Below are 19,643 nucleotides of genomic sequence, written 5' to 3' on the forward strand. Positions count from 1 at the left end.
AATAAATCCACTTTATATGCGCTGAAAAATAGCGTGCTAAAACTCTTCGCAACCTAATTAGGGCGAAATGATGAATAAAGTAAGGAATTTATAGTATAGGAGGACGGTAAAGGGATCGGCCGCGACTCACTGCAACCAGCAAAGGCTCATGGGGGATGAGTGCCAATCGGGCAGGGAGTAAGGCTGAATTCGCGGTAACAGGAACAAAACCGAGAACGCTGACACAGGTTGCACCGCAGCAGTTGTGTTGCATGTCTACATCACCAGCACACGCTATAAAACTGCTTTGGTGTTTCATCGTGTGGCTTGTGTCGGGATGTTGCATTGTGTCTGAACTTGGCTCGCCGCAATGACTAGACATCATTTGAGTCTGGTTATTGCTGAGCATGTGAAAGGTCATTAGTGGGGCGCTGGATACAACAGACGACACCAGCATTGTCATAATGCTGAGTGCTGTAATCCAAAAAATGCGAAGTCGTGAGTAACGCATTGCAAGCCCTAACTAAATGAAGTTTCGACATAATAAAGTTTGCCCTAGGGGTAAGGTCAAGAGGGTAAATCGTATTGTAAGCGGCAAATTTAGCAGCTCAACATCAACAGTACACATAAATCTAACAGGGGAATATCAACCTGATTGAGATGAGGTTGAAACAGAATTAAAGGAATTAATGTTGGAGTAGGAGAAGTAGAAAGAAAAAATCATTAAAGATACGTCGGAAGTGAAAATAACACCGCAGAAGCGATATAAAAATGGTTATCCGGCATATACGTAGAGAAGGGACGTATAACGTATCTTTAATGATAAACGTTAAATACTATAAAGGGTTCCCCTAGGGGAAGGTCAATAGCGTAAATGTATGAAAATAAATAAATTACCAATAAAAAGGCCGCTCCTGAGAGCAGCCTCACGCAATCAACAGATTTAACCACAACTAATTAGTTAGTTAAGTAATGCTTAACAAATTCAGTGATTTTTACCATATCTGAGACAGCAATATGCTCTTCCGTAGTATGAACTTTTGCCATTCCCGTAGAAAGGTTTACTGTGGTTAACCCTTTTTCGTTGAAGTTATTCGCGTCACTACCACCACCCGTACGTTTAGTGAATGGTTCTAGGCCAACCGCTTCAAAAGACGATTTGATGGCTAGAATGTGAGGGTGATCATCTGCGATAACGAACGCATTGTATGCTCGGCTTGATTCAATCTCGACTTCTGCACCATGTTTTTCTGCAGTTGCTTGGAAAGTTTCAATCATATGAGCGACTTGCTGATCAAGTTTATCAGCATTCAATGAGCGTGCTTCAGCCACAATTTCAAGTGCTGGCATGACAATATTCGTTGCCTGACCACCGCGTACAACACCAATGTTTGCTGTCGTTTCTTCATCAATACGAAGCAGCTTCATTTGCGTGATGGCATCAGCCGCCACTTGGATTGCACTGATCCCTTCTTCTGGCGCTAGACCAGCGTGAGCAGGGCGGCCTTTAATGTTAGCAACAATTTTTTGTTGGCCTGGTGCTGAGTTCACGATGGTACCGATTGGACCGCCTGTATCAAGAACGATCGCTTTATCTGACTGAATGTAATTCATATCGAAGTGAAGCGAGCCAAATAAACCGCCTTCTTCGTGAACCGTAAATGCGATCTCGATGGTTTTGTGTTCTTTGTTTTCCGCTTGGATACAACGAACAGCTTCCATTACAGCTGCAATACCTGATTTATCATCACCACCTAAGATAGTGTCGCCTTTTGAGCGAATGATGCCATCTTCAATGATAGGTTCGATGCCGATTCCCGGAGTTACCGTATCCATATGGCAGCTAAATACGATGCTGTCATCAAGCTTACCTTCAAGGCGAGCATAGACGTTAAAGCCGTTAGAAACGTCTTCAGGTACTGGAAGTTTGTGTACAGTAAAGCCCATTTCACCTAGCTGTTCAGCCAGTGTCTCGGCGATTTGTTTTTCGTTGCGTGATTCGCTGTCGATTTTTACTAGCTGGATAAAGTGTTCAACTAAGCGTTCTTGATTCACTTGAGTCATGGTTATACCTCATGAGGGAACAGAGGCCGATACCATACCGCCGTTTGATGCGCTTTAACACTGAGTTAAATCAATAAATATGTCTCTATTTGTGTCTGATTGTTGGTGATAATTATTGAATTTGATGTTTTGTTTGGAATTAATCACTGCTTCTGATGTGAGCTGTTCATTTGTTTATGAATTGGTTAGAGATGCATTGAATAGATGAGATGTTAATGAAATGTACACTGTAAGCGTGGGAATACTCTAAAATACACTTTTTTCTCATTGATACTATTGATGTTATTGAATCTAATCTTTTGTATTTAAATGACTTATTTTGGATTTTGCTAAAGATGTAAATGTTAATGTAATGTAAATATTACACTTGATTCTGTTTTCTCTAGTTTAGCGAATTGAGGGCTGAAGGTTTCTTTTTTTCAGTGGGTAATTCAGTTTTAAAAGATGACTAAAAGCAAAGAAACGGAAGGAGTTGCCAATGTCTGAACTGTATAACCCCCTTGGTACCGACGGGTTTGAGTTTGTTGAATATACCGCGGCGGATACAAAAGGAATTGAGGCATTAAAAACGCTTTTTAATTCACTGGGGTTTGCTGAAGTGGCAAAGCACCGATCAAAAGAAGCATGGCTCTATCGCCAAGGTGACATTAATTTCATCGTCAATGCACAACCCCATAGTCAGGCGGAAGAATTTGCGAAAGAGCATGGGCCATCTGTGTGTGGTATGGCTTTTCGGGTGCAGAATTCGACAACTGCGTTGGAGCAGGCACTGAACAACGGTGGCAAAGCATATGTAACGGAAATTGGCCCAATGGAGCTCAGTATTCCGGCAATCTACGGCATTGGTGGCAGCTTACTGTATTTTGTCGATCGTTACGGAAAACAAAGCATTTACGATGTGGATTTCGTTTTTTACGACGATGTGGATTCCCGCCTTCGCAAAATGGACGTCGGTTTGTATGAGATTGACCACCTAACGCACAACGTCAAGCAAGGCAACATGGAAGTATGGGCGAACTTCTATGAACGCATTGGTAATTTCCGTGAGATCCGCTACTTCGATATCGAAGGTAAGTTGACAGGGCTGGTGAGTAAAGCGATGACCGCGCCATGTGGAAAGATCCGGATCCCTATCAATGAGTCGTCAGATGACAAATCGCAAATTGAAGAGTTTATTCGAGAGTACAACGGCGAAGGCATCCAGCATATCGCGCTAACCACCGATGACATCTACGCCACAGTGCGCACCCTTCGTGACCGTGGAATGGACTTTATGCCAACGCCAGATACCTACTATGAAAAGGTTAATGAGCGTGTTGAAGGGCACAGTGAAGACATCGAAGCGCTGCGTGATTTGCGTATCTTAATCGATGGTGCACCAATGAAAGATGGCATTTTGCTGCAAATATTCACCCAGACCGTAATTGGTCCGGTGTTCTTTGAAATCATTCAGCGCAAGGGCAATGAAGGATTTGGTGAAGGTAACTTTAAAGCGCTGTTTGAATCGATAGAAGAAGATCAAATTCGCCGAGGAGTACTCAACGATGCATAAATGGATTTCTTTTCCACATCGGGAGGGGGTGTGCTCCAAGCAAGCCCATGCCGATTTTCCTGATGAAGCAATTTATGAGCGAGAAGCGGGAAGAAGTGGTTTTTTCGGCCCGGCAGCGCACTTTCATCATCAACATGCCCCAACAGGTTGGAGTGAGTGGGAAGGCGAGCTTAGACCACGTGCATTTAACTTCAATTTGGTGGAAAGTGCAGCGAAATACTCTCCTTGGACCGTTCCGCATTTATTGCACAACAATGACTGTAAAATTCGCATCTGGCGGTTAGATGAGAAGATGGAATTTTTAGTCCGCAATGCCGATGGTGATGAGTTGCTATTCATTCACCAAGGGAGCGCCGAGCTGTATTCTGACTATGGGCACCTTGAGGTGAGTGAAGGGGATTATGTGATGATCCCGCGTTCAACCAACTGGCGACTTGAGCCAAGCGCACCCATGTTTATCTTGATGATTGAAAATACCGACGCGGCGTATTCTCTGCCGGAAAAAGGTTTGGTGGGAAATCATGCGGTATTTGACCCAGCAGTGCTTGAAGTTCCTTCGATCAACGATTCATTTCGCGCTCAATATTCAGAGCAACAAACCCAAGTTCAGGTTAAGCGCCATGACCAAGTCAGCGTGATAACATACCCCTTTAACCCGCTTGATGCCATCGGATGGCATGGCGATCTTTCCGTGGTCAAATTGAACTGGCGAGACATACGTCCGCTCATGTCTCATCGCTATCATTTACCCCCATCTGCGCACACTACCTTTGTCGGGAATGGGTTTGTAATTTGTACGTTTGTACCGCGCCCAATCGAGAGCGATCCCGGTGCGTTGAAAGTGCCGTTCTACCACAACAATGATGACTATGATGAAGTGCTGTTTTACCACGCGGGTGACTTTTTTAGCCGCGACAATATTGAAGCGGGTATGGTGACTTTTCATCCTGCTGGATTTGCCCATGGCCCGCATCCAAAGGCTTTCAAAGCAGGGCAAGCGCATGAGAAAAAATTCACCGATGAAGTCGCTGTGATGATTGATACGCGTCATGCACTTAACTTTGGTGAAGAAGCACAAAAAGTGGAAAACAAAGCGTATGTCTACAGTTGGAAAGAGAGCGCTGCTAAATAGGGAAAGAATATGAAATTAGCGACCCTGAAGAATGAAAACCGTGATGGTTTGCTTGTTGTCGTCAATAAAGGTCTAAGCAAGTGTGTTGCCGTACCGGAGATCGCCGAGACCATGCAGCAAGCTTTGGATAATTGGGAAAATGTTGCTCCTCAGCTCAATGAAGTCTCTACTGCGCTGAACAATGGTGAATTGGTGAATGAAATCACCTTTGATGAAACCTTATGTGAATCGCCTCTACCACGTGCCTTTCAGTGGGCAGATGGTTCTGCCTACGTGAACCATGTTGAATTGGTACGTAAAGCAAGAAATGCGGAAATGCCCGCCAGCTTCTGGACCGATCCGCTGATGTACCAAGGCGGCTCTGATGCGTTTATCGGCCCGAGAGATGACATTCCACTTGGCAGCGAAGAATGGGGAATCGATTTCGAGGGAGAAGTAGCCGTGATCACTGACGATGTTCCCATGGGCGCATCGAATCAACAAGCGGCAGAATGCATTCGTCTGCTGATGCTGGTAAATGATGTGTCACTGCGTGGTTTGATCCCGGGAGAGTTATCCAAAGGGTTTGGCTTCTTCCAATCAAAGCCATCATCGGTTTTTTCACCAGTGGCTGTTACGCCGGATGAATTAGGAGAGGCATGGGATGGTGGCAAAGTGAATCTACCTTTGCTGTCTTACTACAATGACGAACCGTTTGGCTGCCCAAATGCGGGGGTAGATATGACGTTTGAATTCCCTCAACTGGTCTCCCATGCTGCGAAAACGCGTCCATTGTCGGCAGGGGCGATTATTGGCTCTGGCACCGTATCCAACAAACAAGGCACAGAATATGGCACCGCGATTAAAGAAGGCGGTGTTGGGTATTCGTGCATTGCGGAAGTTCGGATGATCGAAACCATACGCGATGGTAAACCGTCGACGTCATTTATGAAATTTGGCGACCGCATCAGAATGGAAATGCGTGATGTAGATGGCAATAGCATCTTCGGTAGCATCGACCAACGCGTGGTGAAGTATTAATGGCGATTCAACTCTATGGTTACTGGCGTTCATCCGCAGCCTATCGGGTGCGGATTGCGCTGAACCTTAAGCAGCTCGACTATGAACATCATTCAGTTCACTTGATCAAAGAGGGAGGCGAGCAACACACTGCTCGTTACCAAGCGCTTAATCCAAGTGAATTGGTGCCCGTACTTGTGGATGGTGATGTAGTCTTAAATCAATCGCTTGCCATCATCGATTATCTCGACGACGTTTATCCTCAATATTTAGTGACGCCGTCACATAAAGAAGACCGATATCTTGTAAAAGCATTGGCGCAAGACATTGCTGTCGACATCCATCCCCTTAACAATTTACGTGTGTTGCAATTCTTAACTGATGATTTTGAGGTAACGGAAGCGCAGAAGATGTCTTGGTATCACCACTGGATCGCGCTGGGCTTTCACGCCCTCGAAAAGAAATTGGCTTCAACCAATGGAATGTACAGCGTCGGAGATCAAATCACATTGGTGGATGTTTGCCTTGTCCCTCAAGTGTACAACGCGCTTCGATTTAACGTGGATATGTCGTCATTTCCGATTATCTCACGCATCTACGAAGCGCTGAGCAGCCATCCTGCATTTATCAAAGCTGCGCCGGAGAACCAGCCCGATGCCAACTGAGGCACTTAAGGGCAATAAAGCGAACTATTGTTCCTTAAGAAAACGTTCGGGATAGTCAGAAAAAATGCCATCTAACATTGAGAAATGCTTCAACTTACGTGGGTTGTTTACCGTAAAGCACCATACTTGATACCCATGGTTTTGTAGCATGCGGACTTGCTTTTGAGTAACCCAGCGGAACTTTAAGTTACAGCCAAATGCGTTTACTTCCTCTAACAGTTGCCAGTCTTTCTTTCGCAGCCGGTCACTGAGCACCGCTAATCGATACCCCGGACAATGTTGATGGAGTTGGCGAATAATATCGTGGTTAAAACTCGACAATATAATGGCATCAGGTTCCAGTGGGCCTTTGTCTAACATGGTTTTCAATTGTTGTGTGACAGCCGCAGTGTCTTGCTGATCAATCTTCACTTCGATATTAAGGTTTACGCCGTGAACAGAGGCCAAGTGGAGAAGGACTTCTAAGGTCATGATTGGTTCACCACGAAACTCCGATGAAAACCAAGCCCCAAAGTCTAGCGTTTGTAATTCAGCCAACGTATGAGCATCCACCCGGCCATAGCCGTTGCTGCAACGATTTACCGTGTGATCATGGCAAACCACTAACACATTGTCCTTTGTAGGTTGAACATCCACTTCAATCCATTTCAGGCCAAGCTGAATCGCGGCCTCAATACTCACTCGTGTATTTTCTGGAAAACGGCCAGAGACACCTCGATGGCCGACAATGATTGGCGACATAATTCTCTTCTTTCTATACCGTGAACAAGCGCAGAATAACGCCAAGATTGAGTTTTGTCGTCACCCAATTGATGAAATGCTTGTTACAGTATGGCTGGTTAAAAATTAATCACTGTGTTTTCTCGGACAATGAGAAAATCATCATTACTGCGGTCGAACTCTCTGAATGAATTTGTCATAGTCAAACACACACAACAAAAAATGCGTTGTAAAACACAATAAATACTAAGAGTAATTGATATTGAACGCTGAACGTAAAGCTGCCTCTATTTTAGTCGTCACCACGCTGTTTGCAGCGTTTGGCTGGGTATTTTCCAAAGAAGCCATTCAAGGGCTACCACCGTTTGGCTTTATTGGCCTGCGATTTCTGATCGCATCCCTTTGTATATTGCCTCTATGCTACAAAGCATTGTTTAAAACCCGTTGGCAAGACATCCGCTCAGCTGCCTCAGTTGGATGCTTGCTCACCATGGCGTTAATGAGTTGGATATACGCGATTTCAATCAGTGATACGCTGGGGGAAGGGGCGTTCATAGTGAGCCTCTCCATGTTAATGGTGCCGTTGATTGCATGGATGTTGTTCGGGCAAAAGCCAAAACGAATTTTCTGGTTTTCTATGCCTGTTGCGATATCGGGTTTGGCATTTTAATCGCTCGCGGGAGGGTGGCAACAGTCAGCGAGTCACATCTGGTTTTTAGTCAACGCCACCATGCTTGCGCTGCACTTTAATGTGAACAGCAAATACTCGCAAAAGTTACCAGTACTCTTGCTCACTTGCATCCAACTTTTTGTCACTGGCTGCTTTTCACTGATTACTTCACTGTTATTTGAAGAATTTCCCGAAGCCGTTGAACCGTCGATTTGGGGCTGGTTTGCGGCCAGTGCCTTACTTGCCACAGCGTTGAGATACGTAATGCAAACCCTTGGACAAAAACATACCAATCCGGCGAATGCCGCTTTAATCATGATCCTTGAACCCATATGGACCGTGGTACTGAGTGTAACGTGGTATAACGAAACATTGTCAGGCAATAAACTGATCGGTTGTGGATTGATTCTGTTTGCATTGTTGCTGTATCGAACGGATGGACGTTTCTTCAAACGGCGATAAATAGTGACAGCCCCTAATAACAAAGCCCACTTTTTAGTGGGCTTTGTTTGTTATCTAAGCATTTGGATTTCTAAATAGCATTTTCATGATGCAAAAGTGTTAATAACTAGATATATATAAGGTAAAAGGTTAGTTATTTAAATTTATAGCAATAAAAACTAACGAAAGTTAGCCTTTTATAAGTAAAATTGAATTTAGTTGATTAAATTATCAGGGATTGAAATATGAAGATTGGCGTAATTGGCGCTGGTTCCGTGGGTGTGGGGATCTGTAACTACCTCCTAACCATGGGCAGCGTAAGTGAATTGGTTCTTCTCGACCAGAATTTAGAGCGAGCAGAAGGGGAGGTGTTTGATTTTCGCCATACGGCGGCGTTAACCTTCTCTAAAAACACACACTTGGTTCCAACCGATGACTACTTATCGCTGATCGGGGCAGATATCGTTGTGATCACCGCTGGTGCGCAAATCAAACAAGGTCAAACCCGCGTCGATCTAGCCGAAATCAACAGCAAAATCGGCGTCGAAATTGCGAGAAAAGTTGGGCGTGTTGCACCCAATGCCACTCTCATCGTCGTAACGAACCCATGCGATATCGTGACGCACTTTATCGTTAAAAATACTAACTTTAAGCCTTCTCATGTGATCAGCAGTGGCTGTGTGATTGATACGGCGCGCCTGATGACCATTGTGGCGAACCGCGTTAACCTCGACCCTAAAAATATTTTTGGCTACGTATTAGGTGAGCACGGCAGTAACTGCTTTACGCCGAAAAGTCTGATTTCTATTGCAGGGCAGCCAGCCGATTATTATTGCGATACCCACCATATTGAACGGATCTGCGCAGATGAGTTACTTGAGTCGGTGAAACAGGCAGGCTACGAGATCTTTAAACGCAAGCTCAACACAACCCATGGCATTGCTGCGAGTGTGTTCCGTATTATTCAGGCGATAGCCATTGATGAACGTTCTGTACTTCCCGTTGCAACCATGATGGAAGGTGCATATGACTTGCATGATGTTGTATTAAGTTTACCGACAGTTGTTGGCAAAAATGGTGCGCAAGAGCTGCTTAAACACCCATTCACAGAAGAAGAATTAGCCACACTCAACGAGATAGCAGCGAACCTAAAAGAACTTGTCGGGCAAGTATCCCAGTCCACCGGTTTAAGTGCTTAATACTAAGTAAAATGAGCAGGCAAGCCTGCTCATAATCTAAGGGGGCTCTGAAATAGTCAGAGCGAATAACAGAATTTTGGTTTTGGCATATGCAGACCTGCCCTTGTCTGTTTGTCCTTCTCGTTATGATTAGAGTAACTTAGAATGATTTCTGAACGATAGAAGGCCTCTATGATAATTAAGAAGCCTCAATATCGGATAGGGTGCTTCAAACTTCAAACGAATCTTGTCTCCAACTAATATCGTTTAGCGAACAAATCGCGGACATAATTAACGGATGATATTGTCAGAGTTACTGATTTCACGAGCCTTAGTAAGTGCAGACGCAAAAAGTCCAGTTGGTACAGCAACAATACCTAATCCAATTATGATTACCGAAAAGGTAAACACTTTTCCGCCGACTGTCACGGGGTATACATCACCATATGCAACTGTAGTTAAAGTGCCGACTGCCCACCATAAACTATGAAATATTGACGCGTATTTATCAGGTTGTGCTGTATGTTCGAAGTAATAGATTCCTACGGCTGACATGTAAATTAATATCGCTGAAGTGCATAGAAACAATACTAGCTCTTCTCGTATAATCGTAAAAGCAATACGGTAACGGACCATAGCTTCGTTATATCGTGCTAGCTTTAGAAGCCTCATTACTCTTAACAATCGGAAGCTTCTTACAGATCTAAGATCTAACCCTGAAGAAATATAAAATGGTACTATAGCTATAAGATCTATAATTCCATAAAATGAAAATATAAAATTTATTTTCTTATTTGAAGAAATTAATCTAATAATATATTCAAAAGTAAAGATTATAACGCATGATATTTCAATAACTTTTAATATTTTCCATGTTTCTTTGTCAACATTAGGTAGAGTTTCTATTGAAAATGTTAAAACTGATATAACAATTAAAAACTGAATAAAGATATCAAAAAATTTTCCAGAACGAGTATCAGTCTTAGTGACTGTATATTTTATCCAGTTCCAATAAAATGAAGATTTATATTTAATATTTTCAATCATTCTAATGCCTTATATTAATGTCATTAAGGAGGTTATATAATTATTATCAAATAATTCATTCAATAATCTCGTGTTTTATTTTCGTAATTTCAATTTTTATGTTTTGGATTTAATTTCTATGACCTGACTTTATTTACCGTTTTTATGGTATAACTCAAGTCAATTCCTCGTTCTTTTTTTAAATAAGAATGAGTCTTAACTAGTTCATACCTTGCCATAAATGGAAGTTTATCTAATGACAAACTCTGATCAAATGATAATATGCATAATAAAATGGAGAAGGTTGTTTCTTGAAGTTCCTTTCGTTCTTCTTTAATTATATCTAAATATTCTTTAATGTTTTTATTTAAATTTTCTTTACAGTTATTGTTGTTAATGAAGTCGATCATTGAGCTTCTTGTATCAACATCTTTAACAAAGGCGTCAGTATAAAATCGAGCTTGCAAGAATAAATGACTCAATGAGCTTGAGCTATTTTTGAAAAGTTTAACGTGTATAAGTTCTTTATTTATATGTAATAAATCGCAAATTTCATAACGTTTTTCGTTACCTATCAAAATTTTTGACTTATCAAACAAAAATAGATTCTTGTTATTATTTGCAGCATGTGAGTTGTATGTTTCTTCTTTGTATCTATCTACGTATTTATCTTTTTCTTTGACCGAAGTATGAATAGAAATATTATTTGGCAAATATTTTGATGGATTATTTGATATTTTTAACTTCAAATAATCGTCAATTTCATTTTTAAAATCTGAACCAACACTTCTCCAGATTCCTGAGCTTAATATATAAAAGGTTCCATCAATCTCTAACTCACAATGTAAACAATTATATGCATGCATGGAAAAATATTTATCTTCTCCTCCTATATTATCTACACCATAAATTTTCCAGTTTTTTAATGTTTTGGCGGAAGAGTTGTCTCTGATTTTTTTATAACTTAAAAATGTATCTATATCTAGTTCATCATACTTAATAGCATTTTTATTTTCATTAGGATCGACATAAGAAAAATACGAAAATTCATCGCTTAGAATAAAGTCTGGAGATAAATATATATTATTTAAATTTTTATTCCTAATTTTATCAAACAATTTATCATCAAGTTTACTTACATCATCATTATCACTTACATAATCTAGTCTTCCATAAGTAGGAAACTTGTCCTTATATGATTTAAGATCATAGGCTTTTTCTAAACTAAGTAAAATTTCAACCAAGTTTTCATTATCAATAAATTTTCCTTTTTTTAAATTTACAGTAATTGAACTTCTACCAGAAAATGAATTTATAAAAGGGTAGTCTTCGTAAGTATTTCCTGCTATGGATCTAAAGAATTCTTTCTCATCATCAATATCAAATATATCAAGACTGGTCCCTTTGCTAGCTTGTCGATCTGTTAATGTCGAGATTGAAGAATGTGTTGTAGTATTTACTTTCTTTAAGCAATTTTGGTCACATATATTCATAGCTACTTTAATGCCAAAATCATTAAGAATTCTGTCAGAATTAACAAATCTTGAAGTATGCATCCCAAATGTTATCAAAAAGAAACGGCTTTCTTTTCCGGCAGGAGTAATCTTTACTCCTATAACTGCCCAAGGGGTTCTATTCTTTATCTTAAAGTTTGGTACTAAATCGTCAGACAGTTCCTTCAGCATTGTAACCCAAGGGTAACTGTGATGAGTTTTCTCATCTCCACCAATAAAACCAAATTTTACAACCCCTTCGACTTTACACTTACTAGCCTCGTATTCAAATTTTGGAAGTGGTTCAACTGGAGTGTCAAAAATAGCTTCAAACTTTTTAACAGAATTCTTTGCCTTAAAGACGGTCATTCTTCCTAGACTATTGCTCATACTAACCTTTTGATTTATTAAGAGAGTTCTAATGAAAGGATATAATACCTTTGGCTTGTTTATATTCAACTTTAATCAGATCAAAAGTTTAGCTCTGGGTGGGTGCTATGGTTTAGTGTTATACACATAGTACGTTAGAAAACACTAGGATCAACTCTTGCCGTTTGCTTATCGAATCTTCCCCCAAATTGAGCAAGTCCATCTCGTGATGATTGCGGCAGGTTTTTAGTGGATTTATGTCTCAAAGCTGCTTGCTTGTCGCCCCACATTCCTGAAAATCACACTCTAAAAACCTCATTTCCGAACAAACGGTTGTGTTCTCAGTCATCTTTTAAAAAGTAAGTTGCTAAAAGGCGGCGAAACACTCAGAATGTCGCACTTTTCTCGTCTCTGCATTTAGGCGAATACATTACTTCATCAACAATTGAGAATCATATATGGGTTTTACCTCGTTAGGTCTTTCGGCGCCAATCCTTAAAGCTATTCAGGAAAAAGGATACGACACGCCTTCTCCCATCCAGCAGCAAGCTATTCCGGTGATACTGGAAGGTAAAGATGCAATGGCGGCCGCGCAGACCGGAACCGGTAAAACAGCAGGATTCACACTACCAATTTTGGAACGGCTGGCGAATGGCCCTCGTGTTCGTAATAATCAGGTTCGAGCGCTGATCTTAACGCCAACACGCGAATTGGCCGCTCAAGTTCAAGAGAACGTCTTTATTTATAGTCGTCATTTGTCTCTAAAGAGCGCCGTAGTATTTGGTGGTGTAAAGATTAACCCTCAAATGCAACGCTTGCGTGCAGGAGTGGATGTGTTGGTTGCCACGCCGGGACGATTGCTGGATTTATACAACCAAAATGCGGTCAAGTTTGATCAACTGGAAGTGTTGGTGCTTGATGAAGCAGACCGAATGTTGGATATGGGGTTCATCCGTGATATCCGTAAGATCTTAGCATTGCTGCCTGAAAAACGTCAGAACCTATTGTTCTCCGCAACTTTTTCGCCAGAAATTCGCGAGCTAGCCAAAGGGTTGGTCAATGATCCAGTTGAAATTTCAGTTAACCCAGCAAACTCAACAGCCCGCACTGTAGAGCAGTTTATCTACCCAGCGGATGTGAAGAAAAAAGCGCCAATGCTGGTGAAGTTGATTAAAGATGGCAACTGGCAGCAAGTGTTGGTGTTTACCAAGACTAAGCATGGTGCAAACCGCTTAGCTTCATTCTTGAATGAAAAAGGGCTCGCGGCGGCGGCCATTCATGGAAACAAAAGCCAAGGTGCACGAACTCGTGCATTGGCAGAATTTAAATCTGGTGATATTCGTGTTTTGGTTGCGACCGATATTGCTGCGCGTGGTATCGATATCCCGCAATTGCCGCAAGTGGTGAACTTTGAGTTACCGAAAGTCGCTGAAGATTACGTTCACCGTATCGGTCGTACTGGTCGTGCTGGTGAAGTAGGTAAAGCGATTTCACTTGTTTGCGCACTGGAAGCACCAGAGCTATTCTCAATTGAGCGTTTGATCAAGCAAGTATTGCCACGCAATGAGTTGGATGGCTTTGTGCCAGCCAATCCAGTGCCAGAATCGAAACTGGATACACGTCCGATTAAACCTAAGAAGCCGAAAAAACCAAAGAAACCGAAGACGGCAGCGGATGGTGGCCAAGCCAAACAAGAGCCAAAGCAGCCTACGCGAAAACCCAAGCGTCGTTTCCAGTTTAGTGATGAAGCATTAAAAGATGCGGACAAGAGTAAAAAACGTAGAAAGCCAGCTTCTAATGGCCAACAACGTGGTTCCAACGAAAACAAAGCAGGCTCAAAACCTCATAAAGCAAAAAGAACGGGCGCAAAGCCACAGCAGAATAAACATAAGCCGCAACCTCAAACGGCTTAAGTGAAAAACAAAAGGCGCGAATTTCGCGCCTTTTTCGTTGTTAAAGCCGTTACAGTTTATACATCCTTGCAGTGCGAGCGGGTAGGGTGAAAGCGTGGTAGCGTGAGTTTACTGTTTCAGTTGCGTTGCTGAGTACGTCTTTGTATTCAACATACCAGTTAAACTCGTGCTGGTACGTATCAACCGTGATGCTACGTGGCTCGCCACATTTGTTGATACCAACAACGCCTTCTTTTCCTCGCTTAAACAATAGGGTGCATTTATCGCTGTGCAACATGGTCATGGTTTTACCTTGCATTGCATTGTGGAAGCTGAGCATGCCTTTCATCTTGCTGTCATTCCACACATTCGCCCAGCGGCCATTGTCTCGGTCTTCCGCATCTGACAGCTCATCACTGTAGACAAGTGGTGTGCCACCGTCTTTACCCAGAACGAAGGCGTACGCCAGTTGCTCATCCTGAGGGTCCATAATTTGGTAACGGAATCCGTCATTGGTTGGGATGTCGTGAGTAATCGTGAAGGTGATGGCGCGAGCATCTGGCAATGCTTGACCATAAGCCTGTGGATCATGCAGTTGGTTTAAGCCGCCGTTGAGTGAGAAAGCAGAACGAATCGTCGCAAAAAGTGGGAAGTCATAGGCAGCATGATTGGTTGCATTCAGGTAAGGCGCAAGAAACGCTTCGTAGCCACTGTCACCTTTACCGCCACTGGTGATCACTTCTCCAAACACATGCATTCCTGAGGTGATGTCTGATGTGAAAATCTGGTCTATCTGGTATTGGCTCATGTGTTTTACCGCATCAATTCTAAAGCCTTTGATGCCCATATTTTTCAACGTATTGAGATACAAGCGTTGCTGAGAAACAACCCATTGGTTTGGATCGAGATCAGGGAGGCCAGCGTCACCACTTCCACCACATAAACGCCAGTACTGTACGTTGCCTGGATCGCTCCAATTAGTAATGCATCCAGCAGGATGAAAATCGTTCGCTGAGAACAAATTATTGTTGAGATCACCAAATAATGTCTGGTTCTGATAGTAGCTTGCGCGGCTGCTATAGTCGTTTAGGACTTCAGTGCCGGGGTAGTTGAGATCGCTGCGCTTCCAGCTCTCGTTTGCCATGTGGTTTAGTACTACGTCAGCATACACATCGACGCCAACGTTTTGCAGTGCAGCGATCATGGCTTGCAAATCTTGTTTGTTGCCCAGCGGTGAGTCGATCACACGTAAATCCTGAGGCTGATAACGTGCCCACCATTCATTGCCACTTGACTTCATTGCCGGAGAGATAAGCACTTTCTTGTAGCCAGCTTGAGCGATGGCGCTGGCATTAGAGGTGACGTCGGAGTACTTCCAATTAAATGCATGCAGGATAGCATCCGCATTTGCGGTTGCCGAAAATGCACAGGTGACAGCAGTTGCAATTAACAGTTTATTTAGTTGTTTCATCATACACGTCTCTTGTTATTAATTTGCTTGCATAATAATTAACCAATCATCGGCGCAAACTGGCTTTTGTTTTCACCTGAATAATCATCACGATTTGTAGGGGTGAATTTTATAAATTTGTCGATCTTGAGCGTTTTGTGCACATGCTGAGCGTGTTAAAGGTTGTTTTCTATACACTGAATTTATTTCAAAAATTGAACTATCATTGTGGAGTTATATCGTGCACGATATATTTTGTGCGTACAGAATAAGGAGTCAGACAATGGGCCAATTTCATCAGCTATCAATTAACACGCTACAAGGTAAGTCGCTGAACTTTGAAGATTTAGAAGGCAAGGTGGTGCTTATTGTTAACACAGCTAGTCAATGCGGATTAACTCCTCAATATGAAGGGTTGCAAACGCTACATGAGCGGTATGCTAAGCAAGGTCTGGTTATTATCGGTTGTCCTTGCAACCAGTTTGGCCAGCAAGAGCCGGGTGACGCCAGTGAGATCCAAGGCGGCTGCCTGATTAACTATGGCGTTGATTTCATCATGAGTGAAAAATTGGAGGTCAATGGTGAAGATAGCCATCCGGTTTTTGTCTATTTGAAGCAGCAATTACCGGGAGTTTTAGGAAGTCGGATAAAGTGGAACTTTACTAAATTCTTAATCGGCAAAGATGGGTTGCCGATTAAGCGATTTGCACCAACCACGAAGCCTGAAGCGTTGGAAAAACACATTCAGCAAGCATTGGCAGTTTAATATGGAAAAGCACGTTCCTGAGGAGCATCAGAAGCTGGAAAACCAATTGTGTTTTCCGTTATATGCCGCGTCGCGCTTGGTTACACGGCTGTACCAACCACTGCTTGAGCAACATCGGCTGACTTATCCTCAATACATTATTTTGCTTATTCTCTGGCAGCAAGATGGGATCACTGTGGGGGAGATTGGTAAACAAGCGCTGCTCAATAGCAACACGCTTACACCAATCTTAAAACGTATGGAGCAAGCCGAGCTCGTGATGCGCCAGCGAGATGAGGATGACGAGCGTAAAATGCTCATTTTTCTTACAGACTCTGGGCGTGCGTTACAAAAGACATTGTCGTGTTTGCCCACTCAATTAATCGCTCAGGTGGACTACGATGCAGAAAAGGCTCGCCAGCTTAAACGGTTGCTGCACGAGCTCATTCAACACTTGGCTGAGTAAACTTAAGCATAACTTAATGTAAGAATTATCTGAACGCATCAGTCTAAGCGAACTTTTCTTCACTTCATGAGTCAGAACTTCTGACATCCACTAACCGTTTTGTTCATGAAGCTTTTGCTAAAAACCTTACCGCCTCTGCTTTCTTTACTTCCAACATTGGCGGTAGGCTCACCCACATTGAGCTACCAAGTTAAGGTCGATGAAAGTGACCCACAACAACTGATTATGTCTGTTGATACAAGCTCGTTGGGTGAGTTTTCCGTTACGCCATCTCGCACATTAAAAAGTCATATTCAACCACAGTTAGTATGTGTGAGTGGTGAACATGGACGTGGCGCTTTGCCGTATGAAAAACCAGTGACGTGCCAACGAGTCGAGTGGAAGAGCTATCTTTTTTCGGTTACCGATGCAGGTTTTGATGCATCTAAAAATCGCTCCGCATTCGATGAAAAGCAAGGTTGGTACTTTCTCAGCGAATGGAATAGCTTACCAAGATTTAAACGCGGTGAGGATACTGAAGTAGATAGTCAGGTTTGTGTACCGGGTGGGCAGTGTGAATCCTTGCCTAGCGCGGATCAACCACCATTATTCATGTTATGGGGGCTTGATAAAACACAAATCAAGCTGGGCGATAAGCAGGTTGATATTTACAGCGATACTCCATTAGTCACGGAGAACATGAAACGATGGAAACCGACGCTTGAGCGTCAGCTTCGCTATATTAACCAAGTGTTCCCTAATCACGAGCAAAAGCAATGGCGAATGGGTTTTTTAATGCGTGAGCGTTATGCTGGAAATATTGGTGGCGCGACAGGGAATACACTGATTTTGGTCAATGCGATGATCGACGATGGAAAAGTCACGAATGATTCATTGCAGATGATGTTGAAAATTGCAGCCCATGAATCTGTCCATATGCTGCAAACTCAGAAGACGCCACTTTGGGCCAATGAAAGCCTAGCGGAGTATTATGCGATTAAGTCTCTGAATGGCTCGCCGTTTGAGATGAAAAGCCCGCTTGGTCAGTGGCATGATTTTGCAACCAAATACCCATTTGTAAAAACAGGCCTATTAGCGGCTCACCACAAAGTGACGGAAAACAAGCAATATCAGTATTACCCATTGTTTTATCGCAAAGGTGCCGCATTTTGGTTTGAGCTCGATACGGCGTTACATCAGTCAGGTAAAAGCCTCGACATCTTATTAGCATCAATGAGGTTTGATGCCGATGGGGGATTTGATAAAGCTACAATCAGCCTAATTGAGCAACAAATTGGCACTAAAACATGGAGTGATATCGAAGGGCGATATCTGCGGTATTATCTTTAATATCATCTGATTCAATAGTTTATTGATGTAAACTTATTTACTAGTTATTGTTTGAGTGTATAGAATGGCGTCTTTAATAAAACTTAATGACGTCAACTCGCTATGAAACAACTCACAACCACTTCTGCTGATGTTTACCTTCGACATTACAAAGAAGATACATTTAAAGAAATTAAAGATATCCAAGACAAAAAGGAGTTAACTGTTGTTACTTATACTTCCGTAAACTATTTAATTTCCGGTCTGGATTATATACAGAAAAATTTCATTCAAGATAACACCAGAGCAACTATTATTTTCGGTATTCATGGATTGGAATCCAAAAATGCAGAAGAGCGTTTGAATCACTTCTATGATTATCTTTCAGATAATCAAGAAAAGTATTCTAATACAGATATTTTCTTTCACGCACGATGCCACATAAAGCTTATTTATTGTGATGGGGTTTTATTTGTTGGCAGCCAAAATATATCAGCGACTTCTGATTCGTTTGATTGCAATTTTAATAGATCTCTTAATAAAAATAATGAAAAAGGAGAAGAGCCAACGGTTTATAATAATAATGAATTGTTGATTCGATTTTCTGATAACGATAAGCGTATAACGAATACCATAGTCAATAATTTGATTGACGATGTGGTTCAAGTACATCAAGTTCAATTATCAGGTAAAACAACACCGGTCTCAATTGATAAGATAAAGAATAATTATGCCGCAAGCTTTATCGATGAGTTTGCAAGTGAGCTTACTGACTCTGTCCAGAATCTAAATGATATTGATGTGTTCTATGAACCAAAAGAACAACTTTTCGAAGTTGACTCGGTTGCAGAAACCGTTGCGAGATTGGTCAATTTATATGAAGCTATTGAACCGTACCAATTGCTAGAGCAAGGTTCAAGCTATTCTGATGTTCATAAAGCACTAACGGAATTTTATGAGTGGGCGTTTTGTGGAGAATGTCCAATTTGCAATAGCCCTGATTTTGAAGAACTAGAAGAAAAGGTAGAAGCATTCCACCAGATTAATAGTGACTTTGCTCTAGACCTCGACCTTAGCGCTATTTCATTAGAGAAAATTGAGTTCTTTTTATTACCCAAGCATGATGATATTGCTGATTTTGCTATCAGCATTAAAGAAGTTTTAGAAAGAAATGATTTAACTAGCCTGAAATCTTTTAGAGACGCAAACTTATTTGAAATTGTAAGTTACATAGCTTCTCAGCCTTCAGATTATGCTCTGCATAATTATATTGATGGTGATGGAAACGTTTCCAATAGTGATATTGAACGTGCAATTTATGATGATTGTATCTCTGAAGGGGAACAATTAGAAGCGCTATTAGATAACATTAAAGATATAGTTACTGAGGTCGGTCAACTTATTTATGAAGAATCGTTAGAGGCTACAAGGAATTATTTTAAACGCCGAATAATAAAGTTCACCAAGCAAATGAAGAAGTATCAAAATTAACAA

Annotated in this window: 16 protein-coding genes and 1 pseudogene; 11 read left to right on the forward strand and 6 right to left on the reverse strand. The window is 41.8% G+C overall.

The window, feature by feature from the left end:
- Positions 1-88: 88 nt before the first annotated feature.
- Both ACQEXU_RS01845 and ACQEXU_RS01850 read right to left on the reverse strand, forming a co-directional pair.
- Positions 89-490, reverse strand: a complete 402-nt coding sequence (locus ACQEXU_RS01845) for a hypothetical protein (RefSeq protein ID WP_427009436.1) — start codon at positions 488-490, stop codon at positions 89-91.
- A gap of 446 nt (positions 491-936) precedes the next feature.
- A complete protein-coding gene (locus ACQEXU_RS01850) occupies positions 937-2,043 on the reverse strand; it encodes a M20/M25/M40 family metallo-hydrolase (protein WP_427009437.1) in 1,107 nt (368 codons plus the stop codon).
- Between the two features lie 478 nt (positions 2,044-2,521).
- Here ACQEXU_RS01850 and hppD point away from each other — a divergent pair, with 478 nt between their 5' ends.
- From hppD to maiA, 4 genes are read left to right on the forward strand one after another with little or no spacing between them, the layout of a single operon-like run.
- Entirely contained in the window at positions 2,522-3,595 is a 1,074-nt protein-coding gene (gene hppD / locus ACQEXU_RS01855) for a 4-hydroxyphenylpyruvate dioxygenase (protein ID WP_427009438.1), read from the forward strand.
- Positions 3,588-4,727, forward strand: coding sequence for a homogentisate 1,2-dioxygenase (locus tag ACQEXU_RS01860; protein WP_427009439.1), 1,140 nt, complete (start codon positions 3,588-3,590; stop codon positions 4,725-4,727). The genes hppD and ACQEXU_RS01860 overlap by 8 nt, the downstream gene beginning before the upstream one ends.
- Before the next feature lie 9 nt (positions 4,728-4,736).
- Entirely contained in the window at positions 4,737-5,747 is a 1,011-nt protein-coding gene (locus ACQEXU_RS01865) for a fumarylacetoacetate hydrolase family protein (RefSeq protein ID WP_427009440.1), read from the forward strand.
- Complete coding sequence (gene maiA / locus ACQEXU_RS01870; RefSeq protein WP_427009441.1) at positions 5,747-6,391, forward strand: maleylacetoacetate isomerase; 645 nt, start codon at positions 5,747-5,749, stop codon at positions 6,389-6,391. Before ACQEXU_RS01865 ends, maiA begins: the two co-directional genes overlap by 1 nt.
- 24 nt (positions 6,392-6,415) lie before the next feature.
- On the opposite strand, the gene ACQEXU_RS01875 is transcribed toward maiA, so the two are convergent.
- Complete coding sequence (locus tag ACQEXU_RS01875) at positions 6,416-7,132, reverse strand: glycerophosphodiester phosphodiesterase family protein (RefSeq protein ID WP_427009442.1); 717 nt, start codon at positions 7,130-7,132, stop codon at positions 6,416-6,418.
- Between the two features lie 241 nt (positions 7,133-7,373).
- Here ACQEXU_RS01875 and ACQEXU_RS01880 point away from each other — a divergent pair.
- A pseudogene (locus ACQEXU_RS01880) lies at positions 7,374-8,243 on the forward strand (DMT family transporter).
- A gap of 224 nt (positions 8,244-8,467) precedes the next feature.
- Positions 8,468-9,421, forward strand: a complete 954-nt coding sequence (locus ACQEXU_RS01885) for a lactate/malate family dehydrogenase (protein WP_427009443.1) — start codon at positions 8,468-8,470, stop codon at positions 9,419-9,421.
- A 270-nt stretch (positions 9,422-9,691) separates the two neighbouring features.
- Here the strand turns inward: ACQEXU_RS01885 and ACQEXU_RS01890 are convergent, their stop codons facing one another.
- Both ACQEXU_RS01890 and ACQEXU_RS01895 read right to left on the reverse strand, forming a co-directional pair.
- Complete coding sequence (locus ACQEXU_RS01890; RefSeq protein ID WP_427009444.1) at positions 9,692-10,447, reverse strand: ion transporter; 756 nt, start codon at positions 10,445-10,447, stop codon at positions 9,692-9,694.
- A gap of 116 nt (positions 10,448-10,563) precedes the next feature.
- Positions 10,564-12,309 carry a DUF6119 family protein gene (locus ACQEXU_RS01895; RefSeq protein ID WP_427009445.1) on the reverse strand — a complete coding sequence of 582 codons (1,746 nt, stop codon included), beginning with the start codon at positions 12,307-12,309 and terminating at the stop codon, positions 10,564-10,566.
- 437 nt (positions 12,310-12,746) lie between these two features.
- Between ACQEXU_RS01895 and ACQEXU_RS01900 the strand changes: the two genes are divergently transcribed.
- Positions 12,747-14,201, forward strand: coding sequence for a DEAD/DEAH box helicase (locus ACQEXU_RS01900; RefSeq protein ID WP_427009446.1), 1,455 nt, complete (start codon positions 12,747-12,749; stop codon positions 14,199-14,201).
- 49 nt (positions 14,202-14,250) lie between these two features.
- On the opposite strand, the gene ACQEXU_RS01905 is transcribed toward ACQEXU_RS01900, so the two are convergent.
- A complete protein-coding gene (locus tag ACQEXU_RS01905; protein ID WP_427009493.1) occupies positions 14,251-15,651 on the reverse strand; it encodes an alpha-amylase family protein in 1,401 nt (466 codons plus the stop codon).
- A 262-nt stretch (positions 15,652-15,913) separates the two neighbouring features.
- On the opposite strand from ACQEXU_RS01905, the gene ACQEXU_RS01910 reads away from it, so the two are divergent.
- From ACQEXU_RS01910 to ACQEXU_RS01925, 4 genes are all read left to right on the forward strand, one after another.
- Positions 15,914-16,396 carry a glutathione peroxidase gene (locus ACQEXU_RS01910; protein ID WP_427009447.1) on the forward strand — a complete coding sequence of 161 codons (483 nt, stop codon included), beginning with the start codon at positions 15,914-15,916 and terminating at the stop codon, positions 16,394-16,396.
- Between the two features lies 1 nt (position 16,397).
- Complete coding sequence (locus ACQEXU_RS01915; RefSeq protein ID WP_427009448.1) at positions 16,398-16,841, forward strand: MarR family winged helix-turn-helix transcriptional regulator; 444 nt, start codon at positions 16,398-16,400, stop codon at positions 16,839-16,841.
- A gap of 105 nt (positions 16,842-16,946) precedes the next feature.
- Positions 16,947-18,170, forward strand: coding sequence for a hypothetical protein (locus ACQEXU_RS01920; protein ID WP_427009449.1), 1,224 nt, complete (start codon positions 16,947-16,949; stop codon positions 18,168-18,170).
- A gap of 102 nt (positions 18,171-18,272) precedes the next feature.
- Positions 18,273-19,640: a hypothetical protein gene (locus ACQEXU_RS01925; protein WP_427009450.1), complete on the forward strand. Its 1,368-nt coding sequence runs from the start codon at positions 18,273-18,275 to the stop codon at positions 19,638-19,640.
- Positions 19,641-19,643: the final 3 nt, after the last annotated feature.

The organism is Vibrio sp. TRT 21S02, from assembly GCF_050113675.1.
Classification (GTDB): domain Bacteria; phylum Pseudomonadota; class Gammaproteobacteria; order Enterobacterales; family Vibrionaceae; genus Vibrio.

Coding starts and splice junctions, on each gene's coding strand:
- ACQEXU_RS01890 (WP_427009444.1), bottom strand. CDS start 10,447: ATGATTGAAAATATTAAATATAAATCTTCATTTTATTGGAACTGGATA.
- hppD (WP_427009438.1), top strand. CDS start 2,522: ATGTCTGAACTGTATAACCCCCTTGGTACCGACGGGTTTGAGTTTGTT.
- ACQEXU_RS01910 (WP_427009447.1), top strand. CDS start 15,914: ATGGGCCAATTTCATCAGCTATCAATTAACACGCTACAAGGTAAGTCG.
- ACQEXU_RS01920 (WP_427009449.1), top strand. CDS start 16,947: ATGAAGCTTTTGCTAAAAACCTTACCGCCTCTGCTTTCTTTACTTCCA.
- ACQEXU_RS01925 (WP_427009450.1), top strand. CDS start 18,273: ATGAAACAACTCACAACCACTTCTGCTGATGTTTACCTTCGACATTAC.
- ACQEXU_RS01895 (WP_427009445.1), bottom strand. CDS start 12,309: ATGAGCAATAGTCTAGGAAGAATGACCGTCTTTAAGGCAAAGAATTCT.
- ACQEXU_RS01860 (WP_427009439.1), top strand. CDS start 3,588: ATGCATAAATGGATTTCTTTTCCACATCGGGAGGGGGTGTGCTCCAAG.
- ACQEXU_RS01915 (WP_427009448.1), top strand. CDS start 16,398: ATGGAAAAGCACGTTCCTGAGGAGCATCAGAAGCTGGAAAACCAATTG.
- ACQEXU_RS01905 (WP_427009493.1), bottom strand. CDS start 15,651: ATGAAACAACTAAATAAACTGTTAATTGCAACTGCTGTCACCTGTGCA.
- ACQEXU_RS01850 (WP_427009437.1), bottom strand. CDS start 2,043: ATGACTCAAGTGAATCAAGAACGCTTAGTTGAACACTTTATCCAGCTA.
- maiA (WP_427009441.1), top strand. CDS start 5,747: ATGGCGATTCAACTCTATGGTTACTGGCGTTCATCCGCAGCCTATCGG.
- ACQEXU_RS01875 (WP_427009442.1), bottom strand. CDS start 7,132: ATGTCGCCAATCATTGTCGGCCATCGAGGTGTCTCTGGCCGTTTTCCA.
- ACQEXU_RS01845 (WP_427009436.1), bottom strand. CDS start 490: ATGCGTTACTCACGACTTCGCATTTTTTGGATTACAGCACTCAGCATT.
- ACQEXU_RS01865 (WP_427009440.1), top strand. CDS start 4,737: ATGAAATTAGCGACCCTGAAGAATGAAAACCGTGATGGTTTGCTTGTT.
- ACQEXU_RS01885 (WP_427009443.1), top strand. CDS start 8,468: ATGAAGATTGGCGTAATTGGCGCTGGTTCCGTGGGTGTGGGGATCTGT.
- ACQEXU_RS01900 (WP_427009446.1), top strand. CDS start 12,747: ATGGGTTTTACCTCGTTAGGTCTTTCGGCGCCAATCCTTAAAGCTATT.